Source organism: Pseudomonas sp. NPDC088885 (assembly GCF_044750025.1).
Taxonomy (GTDB): Bacteria; Pseudomonadota; Gammaproteobacteria; order Pseudomonadales; family Pseudomonadaceae; genus Aquipseudomonas; species Aquipseudomonas rustica.
Window position 1 is genome coordinate 59,170 of the sequence record NZ_JBIVJB010000024.1, and the last position, 8,636, is coordinate 67,805.

General features: G+C 61.8%; 10 protein-coding genes and 1 pseudogene. 2 read left to right on the plus strand and 9 right to left on the minus strand.

Translation table 11 applies throughout. The annotated features are described in order from the left end of the window. The 5 genes from ACIP1X_RS13035 to ACIP1X_RS13055 form a co-directional block, all read right to left on the minus strand. On the minus strand, positions 1-247 hold a 247-nt coding region (locus ACIP1X_RS13035; protein WP_400752617.1), incomplete at its 3' end, for a hypothetical protein. Between the two features lie 58 nt (positions 248-305). Then, positions 306-863, minus strand: a complete 558-nt coding sequence (locus tag ACIP1X_RS13040) for a DUF4136 domain-containing protein (RefSeq protein ID WP_400752620.1) — start codon at positions 861-863, stop codon at positions 306-308. Positions 864-916: 53 nt separating this feature from the next. After that, complete coding sequence (locus ACIP1X_RS13045) at positions 917-1,531, minus strand: DUF4136 domain-containing protein (protein ID WP_400752623.1); 615 nt, start codon at positions 1,529-1,531, stop codon at positions 917-919. A 12-nt stretch (positions 1,532-1,543) separates the two neighbouring features. Further along, a complete protein-coding gene (locus ACIP1X_RS13050) occupies positions 1,544-2,293 on the minus strand; it encodes a methyltransferase (RefSeq protein WP_400752625.1) in 750 nt (249 codons plus the stop codon). Continuing rightward, the gene (locus ACIP1X_RS13055; RefSeq protein WP_053116915.1) at positions 2,293-2,595 is read right to left on the minus strand and encodes a MazG-like family protein; all 303 of its coding nucleotides are present in this window, start codon (positions 2,593-2,595) and stop codon (positions 2,293-2,295) included. Before ACIP1X_RS13055 ends, ACIP1X_RS13050 begins: the two co-directional genes overlap by 1 nt. Positions 2,596-2,835: 240 nt before the next feature. Here ACIP1X_RS13055 and ACIP1X_RS13060 point away from each other — a divergent pair, with 240 nt between their 5' ends. After that, positions 2,836-3,129 carry a hypothetical protein gene (locus tag ACIP1X_RS13060; RefSeq protein WP_007914623.1) on the plus strand — a complete coding sequence of 98 codons (294 nt, stop codon included), beginning with the start codon at positions 2,836-2,838 and terminating at the stop codon, positions 3,127-3,129. Positions 3,130-3,278: 149 nt separating this feature from the next. After that, entirely contained in the window at positions 3,279-4,628 is a 1,350-nt protein-coding gene (locus tag ACIP1X_RS13065) for an MATE family efflux transporter (protein ID WP_400752628.1), read from the plus strand. Here the strand turns inward: ACIP1X_RS13065 and ACIP1X_RS13070 are convergent. The 4 genes and pseudogenes from ACIP1X_RS13070 to ACIP1X_RS13085 all read right to left on the minus strand — a co-directional run. Beyond that, the gene (locus ACIP1X_RS13070; protein ID WP_400752631.1) at positions 4,622-5,497 is read right to left on the minus strand and encodes an alpha/beta hydrolase; all 876 of its coding nucleotides are present in this window, start codon (positions 5,495-5,497) and stop codon (positions 4,622-4,624) included. The two genes, ACIP1X_RS13065 and ACIP1X_RS13070, sit on opposite strands and share 7 nt — an antisense overlap. A gap of 18 nt (positions 5,498-5,515) precedes the next feature. Beyond that, the gene (locus ACIP1X_RS13075; protein ID WP_212544960.1) at positions 5,516-6,310 is read right to left on the minus strand and encodes a DUF4123 domain-containing protein; all 795 of its coding nucleotides are present in this window, start codon (positions 6,308-6,310) and stop codon (positions 5,516-5,518) included. After that, positions 6,307-7,650, minus strand: coding sequence for a contractile injection system protein, VgrG/Pvc8 family (locus ACIP1X_RS13080; RefSeq protein WP_400752634.1), 1,344 nt, complete (start codon positions 7,648-7,650; stop codon positions 6,307-6,309). Before ACIP1X_RS13080 ends, ACIP1X_RS13075 begins: the two co-directional genes overlap by 4 nt. A 234-nt stretch (positions 7,651-7,884) precedes the next feature. Next, positions 7,885-8,636, minus strand: a pseudogene (locus tag ACIP1X_RS13085) (arginine decarboxylase); the annotation flags it as partial.

The window sequence follows — 8,636 nt, forward strand, 5'->3', positions numbered from 1 at the left end:
CGTCTTCGCGAGCAAGCTCTGCTCCTACAATGACCGAGGTGCGCACAAATTCTGTGAACACCCCAAAAACCTGTGGGAGCGGGCTTGCTCGCGAAAGCGGACTGTGTGCCACATTAATGTTGAAAGTGCCGGCCTCTTCGCGGGCAAGCCCGGCTCCTACATTGACCGAGGTGCGCACAAATTCTGTGAACACCCCAAAAACCTGTGGGAGCGGGCTTGCTCGCGAAAGCGACGGGTCATTCAGCATTTATCTGCCTGACCTACCGTCTTCGCGAGCAAGCTCGGCTCCCACAGGGATTGGGATTTCAGCGCGGTGGGTAGTTGGCGAGGATTCGGGTGACGGTTTCGCGGATGGCGTTGCTGCGATCTTCCGGATTCGGTTTGCTGGCGAGCATTTGCTCGTCGCTGCCGCGCCACACCAGTTTGCCGTCCTTGCCGTCGAGCAAGTCGATCTGGATGGTCGCGACTTTGTAGGTGATGTTGCGTGTTTCGTTGTACATCGGCGCGCCCCAGTAGCCATTCCACGGGCCACCCCAACCGCCGCCGTAATTGGTCGTCACTTGCTGCTGACGATCCTCGACGATCAAGTAAGTCTGCACACTCAAATCACCCTTGGCCCCGGCAGCGGCCGGGCGCAAACCGCGCTGATCGAGTTGATCGGTGACGGCCTGGCGGATGCGTTGCTCGGTCAGGTCGCTTTTGATCCGTGGATCATCCGGGCGATATTGCAGGGCGGGTTCTTTCCAGCTCCAGTTGCGATACGCAGCAAAATCGCGGCTGGCGTCGAAGTCATGATTGACCTGATTGGCGGCGCAGGCGCTGAGCAACGCGGCCATGGTCAGTAAGGCGAGACGACGGAACATGGTTTTTCTCCGGTAGAAGACATGACCTGCACAAGCTTCTCATTTGCAAGAAGCTAACTGGGAGGATACGCCGACATGGCCTTTTCCACAGCCTCCCGGATCGAATCGGCTTGATCACTCTGGTTGCCACGGGTGCCTGTTTCGGCGCTGGAACTCCAGACCGGTTGTCCGGTACCGGCGTCGAACAGATCCACCTGAACGACGACCACTTGTTCGGAGTACGTGCGCACGATCGGCACGCTGTTGTACATCCCGTAACCCCGACCATAACGATCATAGCCACTGTATCCGCCGCCGTAGTAGCCGTAATCGTCCTGCACCTGACGCAAGCGTGTTTGCAGACTCAGATTGGCGCTGACCAACAGGTCGGCCGGACGATTGTCGTGCAGCGGGCGCAAACCACGCTGATCCAGCGCGTTGCTGACTGCCTCGGCCACTTGCGCCGAATCCGCCCATGCCGTGCCCGGCGGCAATTGGCCGTTGAGCCAGGCCCAGCTGCGATAGCGTCCGTAATCACGCGGCGGCGCCGGATAAGCACTGCGATCAAAGGTGTTGGCGGCTTGCGGCGGCGCCGGCGGCAAGGACCGCGATTGCGCCACATAAGGGTTGCTGCCCTCGCAGGCGGCCAACCCCAGACAGATCAGCAATAACCCGGATTGAGCTTTCATTTCGCGCTCCGATCAGATCGGCCGGCAGATCCAGTGCAAGTAACGCCCAAGCCCGGCGAAGCTTGGGTGGCGACGGTGAGCGAGCTCCATCTCGAGCAAATCGACGAGTTCGGCGCGGGCCTGGAATTCCACCGGCATGTAGTCGTGGAAAACCCGGATCCCACTCTGAGTTTCGACCTGCCACAACCCTTCGAGTTGCGTTGCCAATTCCCGTGGATCGAGGGGCTGCTGCGGGGTCAGGCTCTGCTTTTCACCGGCCATGTCGTTCTTGCGCATTTTCTTGAAATGGCCTTTGAGCAGGTTGCGGTAAATCAGCGCGTCGCGGTTGTAGAACGCCAGCGACAGCCAGCCGCCGGGCTTGGTCAATTGATGCAGCACCGGCAGGACCGCGTGCGGTTCGGCGAGCCACTCGAGCACGGCGTGGCAGATCACCAGGTCATACGGTTCGGTGAGTTGCCCGAGCAATTCCTGCCACGGCGCCTGAATAAACGTTGCGGTCTGCCCGGCTTCGGCGAAACGCTGGCGCGCGCCTTCAAGCATCGGCTCGGCCGGTTCGGTGAAGGTCACGTCGTGGCCACGTTCGGCCAGCCACAGCGACATGTGGCCGAGGCCTCCGCCGATGTCGAGCACGCGCAACGGCCGATCCGGCAGCGCTTCGGCCAGGTCGGCCTGCAACACCGCGAGGCGAATCGCGCCTTTGGCACCGCCGTAGATTTTTTCGGCGAAACGCGTCGCCAACTGATCGAAATGCCGGTCGCTCATCAGCTGAACCGCCGTTCGCTGTCGGCGAGCTTGGCGCGCACCACTTCATTCATGTCCAACCCCAACTCGCTGCACAGCAGCAACAGGTACAGCACGATATCGCCGACTTCCTGCCCGGCATGGGCGAGTTTGTCAGCGGGCAACTGGCGCGACTGGTCTTCGCTCAGCCACTGGAAGATTTCCACCAGCTCAGACATCTCGACGCTGGCGGCCATGGCCAGGTTTTTCGGGCTGTGAAATTGCCGCCAGTCATTGCGGTCGCGAATGGCGTGCAGGCGTTCGGTCAGTTCAACAAGGTTCATCGGGCTCTCCTGAAGGCGTATAGCTTCAAGCGGATGCCCGCTGAAGGCAAGACCCATGTAGGAGCTGCCGCAGGCTGCGATCTTTTGATCTTGATCTTTGAAAAACAACATCAAAAGATCGCAGCCTGCGGCAGCTCCTACAGGTTTTCCGTTCGGCGCTGCATTGGGCCATACTCGTGACAGGGAACTCGGCCACCTGCGTTGTGGCCCAAGGCTCAGCTCTTTCATCAGGATGCACACATGCAGGTAGAAAGCTTTTTCGAATGGCTCGGCCAGGCGCTCGGGTCGGTCATCCGCTTTATCGTCGATGGCCTCAGCGGGCTGTTCAATATTCTGAGCAATGCCGGCGGCAACTTTGTCGACGGGCTGGCGAAGACGCTGGGGATGGACACGTCGATCATCAGCATCATCGCGCTGATTGTCGGGTTGATGCTGTTGTGGTCGGCGATTCGGGCGTTTATGAATGCGTCGATCATTGCCGGGATTATCTGGTTGTTGCTGGGGTTGTGGTTGCTGAGCTGGATTATTCACTGACACCACAACTCCCCTGTGGGAGCGGGCTTGCTCGCGAAAGCGTCCGATCAGTGAACGCTGCTTTGACTGACACACCGCCTTCGCGAGCAAGCTCGCTCCCACAATAGAACGCATGAGTCGCTACAATGCCGCTCCCCCAAGGAGCCTGCATGTCCAACCTGACCACCGACTGGCGCGACCGCCCGACTCACCGCAAGGTCTGGGCGCTGGCTGCGCCGATGATCCTTTCGAATATTTCCGTGCCGCTGGTGGCGCTGGTCGACAGTACTGTCATCGGCCATTTGCCCCACGCCCATCAATTGGGCGCAGTGGCGGTCGGCGCCAGTCTGTACACCTTTCTCGCCTGGGCCATGGGTTTTCTGCGCATGGGCACTACCGGTTTTGCCGCGCAAGCGGCCGGGCGCAGTGACGGCGCGGCGTTGCGGCAGATTCTCTTGCAAGGGCTGCTGCTGGCGATGGGGCTGGCGCTGGTGCTCGGCACCCTCGGCGTGCCGTTGAGCGGCGTGGCTCTGCATTTCATGCAGCCGTCGGCGGAGCTGGATCAGCTCACCCGGGAGTTTTTCCATACGCGGCTGTTCGGCCTGCCGGCGGCGCTGGCCAGTTATGCGCTGGTCGGCTGGTTCCTCGGCACGCAGAACGCGCGGGCGCCGCTGGCGATTCTGCTCAGCACCAACCTGATCAACATCGCCCTCAATCTGTGGTTCGTCATCGGTCTGGACTGGGGCGTGGTCGGTTCGGCCCGCGCTTCGGTGATCGCCGAATGGAGCGGCGCCCTGCTCGGCCTCTACATGACCCGCAAAGCCCTGCGCGCGTATCCGGGGCACATTGCCTGGGCGGCGTTGAAGCTGTGGCAGAGCTGGCGCCCACTGCTGGCGGTCAATCGCGACATTTTCATCCGCAGCCTCGCCCTGCAATCGGTGTTTTTCCTGATCACCGTGCAAGGCGCGCGGCTGGGTGATGCCACCGTCGCCGCCAACGCGTTGCTGCTCAACGGCTTGCTGCTGACCGCCCACGCACTCGACGGCCTGGCCCACGCCGTCGAAGCCCTGTGCGGCCACGCCATCGGCGCGCGTGATCGCCTCGCGTTGCGGCGATCGCTGGTGGTGGCTGGCGGATGGTCATTGATCGCCAGCGTCGGTTTTGCCGTGCTGTTTCTGCTCGGCGGGCATCTGTTTATCGAGATGCAGACCAACATCCAGAGCGTGCGCGACACCGCATTCATCTACCTGCCCTACCTCGCCGTGCTGCCGTTGATTGCGGTGTGGAGCTACTTGCTCGATGGCCTGTTCATCGGCGCCACACGCGCGCGGGAAATGCGCAACGGCATGTTGATGACCGTGGTTCTGCTGCTGCCCTTCGCCTGGGCGCTGCAAGGTCTGGGCAATCACGGCCTGTGGATAACGTTTCTGCTGTTCATGGTCTTGCGCAGCCTGACGCTCGGCGCGCAAGCGCTGTGGCTCAAGCGCAATGACGGCTGGTTCAACGGCGGCAATCACTGAGTGGGCGTGTGCTCGATAAAACCGACCACCTGATCAAGCACCGGCGCCAATCGCCGCAATGGTCGTGACAGTGTCGCCACCAATGTGATGTGGCTGGGCCGCGAGTAATACAAATCTTGCACCGGCACCCCGGCTTCGCGCAGTTTGCGAGCGAGGCCGCCGGTGTTGCGCGTCGGGTTGACCAGATTGTCCTTGCTCGCGGCAATCAGCAACGCCGGTGGCGCGCCGCGACTGACATGGTTGATCGGCTGCGATTGCGGCGGCGAATTCGGCCAGAAAAACACCGGACGCACGTCAGGGTTCTCGATCGGCAGAAAATCATACGGCCCGGCCAGACCGATCCAGCCGCTGAGATCTTTCGGCGACATGCCGACCTTCCCCAGCAAATCGCCATCCAGCGCCAGCATCGCCGCGTTGTAGGCGCCGGAGCTGTGCCCCATCAAATACAGGCGCTGCGGGTTGCCGGAATATTCACTGATGTGTGCCTTGGCCCACGCCACCGCCCGCGCGCCGTCTTCGAGAAACAGTGGATAACGCACCTGCGGATATAGCCGATAGTCGGCCAGCACCGCGACAATCCCCCGCGACGCCAGCGCTTCGCCGACAAAGGTGTAGTCGCCACGGTCGCCGCTGTTCCAGCTGCCGCCGTAGAAAAACACCACCACCGGCGCGTCCTTGAGCGGATGACGCGGCACATAGACGTCGAGTTTCTGCCGTGGGTCATCGCCGTAGGCAATGCCAGCGGTTTTATCGAAGGTATCTTCGGGCGTCAGGGCGTTGAGCACCTTCACCGGCGAACAACCGCCCAGCACCACCAGCAAAATCCCGCCGATCAGCGCGCCGAACCGTTGCCGAAACGTGCCTGCCATGGATGCCGAACCTCTGATTCAGGGTTGATCGTTCTGCCACTGACGACGCACATGGTCGAGCCCTTCCTGCTGGGTCAATCCCGCCGGTGGCGGCACCAACACAGCGCGCGGATGCAGCAAGCGTAGCCACAACCAGCCGTCGAGCACGCCACGGTCGCTGAAGCCCAGCGCCAGACCTTGTTGAACATGGGAGGCCATCGTCGCGTAGTCGGTTCCAAGCGATTGGCACCAGCGCCAGATGTGCTGCTCCAGCAGACAGGTTTGCAGGCGCTCGCGTTGCTGCGCGGTCAGATTTTCTTCAACCCCGAGCGGCGCCACCGCCAAGCGTGGATTGCGCAATTGCTGCCAGCCGTGACTGCCAATCGCCCGGTCGGCCCAGGTGCCACCGTACCAGCGCAACTGCTGAATCGGCCCGAGCCAACGGCTCAATTCGCGGGCATCGCAAGCGTCGAAGAAATAGCTCGCAGTCTGGCGGTTGTAGAAACTCAGCAGTGCGCGGTGATGCAGGCCGAACGACACGGTGAGCATGCGCCGCAAATGCAGGAGCAATTCCGCGCTCGACACTTCGCTGTCCAGCAACAAGCCGCGCCAGGTCTGCGGGTCGCGCTGACAGCATTCCAGCAGCGCCTCGCTGTCGTGCAACTCGATCAACAACGGCCCGTGCTCGCGCAGCGGTTGAAACTCCGTGGCATCGAACAGCCAGAAGTGCCGCAATCCGGCGAATTCTTCACGCAGCATCTTCAGCGCCTGCGGTGCTTCCTGGACATCGAGTAGCAGCCATTGCGCCAGCGGTTCGAGCATGACGTCGCTCATCCGCGACCGCTCTGTTCGAGTTCACTGACCAACCGGCAGCTGCAGATTGATTCGCGACAATGGTTGTAACTGCCGCCGCCGGGGATCAGGCACAGCAGCAGCAACGGTTGCGCCGACTTCAGCCATTGCGGCAGGCCTTCGGTGATGATCTGCTCCGGCAACGGGGTATCTTGCTCAGGCTCTTCATCGGCCAGCGGCGCCTGTAAAACCCCGCTGATTACCGGTTGATCCGGATCGCCTTCAAGAAAACTTACCACCACCTCGACCCCTTCGCGCAGCAAGGGCAACGCTTGGTCGGCCAACGCCGGCGCCAGCGGCAGCCAGCAATGACTGGCCGCAGCGCCTTCGCCCTGATACAGCCAGTCGAACTGCACCGCCACCGGCCGCGAGCGATCCGGACGCGGCTCGTCGACCGCCACCACCCAGGCCCGTTGCAAACTGTGCATGCGCGGGCGCGCGGGCACGGTTTCCGGTACCGGCGCGGCATCCTGCAAGACCGCGAAAATCCGGTTGGCGTAAGGCTGTTCGAGGGACATGTCAGCGTGATGTTCAACGCGCGACAGCAGCCATTCACGGTTGCACTCGGCAAACGGATGACCCGCTAGCGGCAGCCAGCGACCGCTGCGCAAGCAGGCCAAATCGGTTTCGCCCTCGGCCCTCTGCGCCGCTTGCGTACCGCCCTCGCTCGGCGACCATGCGTTGTGCAATTGCCAGCGACGCACCGCCGGCGCTTCGTCTTCTATCACGTCAGCAAATTGCGCGGCACCGGCCCGAGGCAATTGCGCGACATCGTCACCGAACACCAGACAATGGCCGTCACGCCGATGCTCGAAGTGATAGTGGATGCCCGCCTGCGCACACAACCGCTGCAGCAGTTGCAGGTCGGACTCGCGGTATTGGGTGCAGAACGCCAACGGCGGATAGTCGCCGCCCAGCTCGAAGCGTCGCTGCCCACCGCTGATCCCGTGTTCCTTGAGCACTTGCGCGAGAATCTGCGGCACCGAGCAACCACTGAACACCCGCTGACTGAAACGCAGCGCCAGGCAGTTCAATTTTGGCCCCAGCCGCGCGCGGCACAGGCGGACGCCCGGGCCATGCTCGTGCTGAACCAGGCTGTGCAATTGCCCGTGCACACCGTTGCGCAGCGCATCGAAATGCAGGAACACCGAGCGGTGCAGCAGACCGGCGAGATCCAGTTGCACATCTTCGATCAACACATCGATCTCAAACGCAAAGGGTTCGCTGAGGGCTTCGTTACCGGTAAACGCCAGCACTTCGAAGGCGTCGGACAGACCCGCTACATCGAGACGAAAGGTCGGCTCGTTGACTGGATCAAACATAGGCGGATCTCTACAGGAGGGGCGGCCGGGGATTCTCGCCGAGACCCATGGCTGAGTAGAGTGCCGAAGTACAACTTAGGAAATGACCTACGCGAAAAGCAGACCGGATGACTTTGCTGGCCGGGATGGCCAAGGATTTCGCGGGGAAGTTGGGATATGTCCCACCGGGTTATCCGAATTTTCCACAGCCAGTGGGGAAAATTTCAGACAACCCGGGTTAAGGACAACCTGCCGTCAGGAAGACAGGTAGGAGGAGCGGGTCAGACCCAGACGCAAGGCATCGAGGAATTGCGTGCGCTCGCTGGCACTGATGCGGGCACTGGCGCACTTGTCGCGGTAGTGGGTCATCAGTTCTTCCGGCGACAAGTGCACGTAACGCAGCATGTCTTCGATGGTGTCGTGGGTCTCGATGCCGGCGTGGTACACGCTGCCATCGGCGTTCTGGTAGATGTTCACCGAGTCGGTATCACCGAACAGGTTGTGCATGTCGCCGAGGATTTCCTGATAGGCGCCCACGAGGAACACGCCCAGCAGATAGTCTTCGCCTTCATTCAAACCGTGTACCGGCAGGCTGGTTTCGATGCTCTGCTCGTCGACGTACTGGTTGATCTTGCCGTCGGAGTCGCAGGTCAGATCCTGCAGCACCGCGCGGCGCAGCGGCTCTTCGTCGAGACGGTGCAGCGGGATGATCGGCAGTACCTGATCGATCGCCCAAGTGTCCGGCAGGCTCTGGAACACCGAGAAGTTGCAGATGTACTTGTCGGCCAGTTTGTCGTTGAGCTCGTCGAGCACCTGACGGTGCGAACGCTGACGCGCTTTCAGCGAGTTGTGCAGGCGGCGGCACACGGCGAAGTAGCACTGCTCGGCCAGGGCTTTTTCAGCCAGGGTCAGCTTGCCGTCGGCGTACTGCGCGGCCACGTCGCTCATGTAGTGAGTCGCGCGCCAGTAGGTTTCGGTGACCATTTCGATGTCGGTCGGGCCGAGCA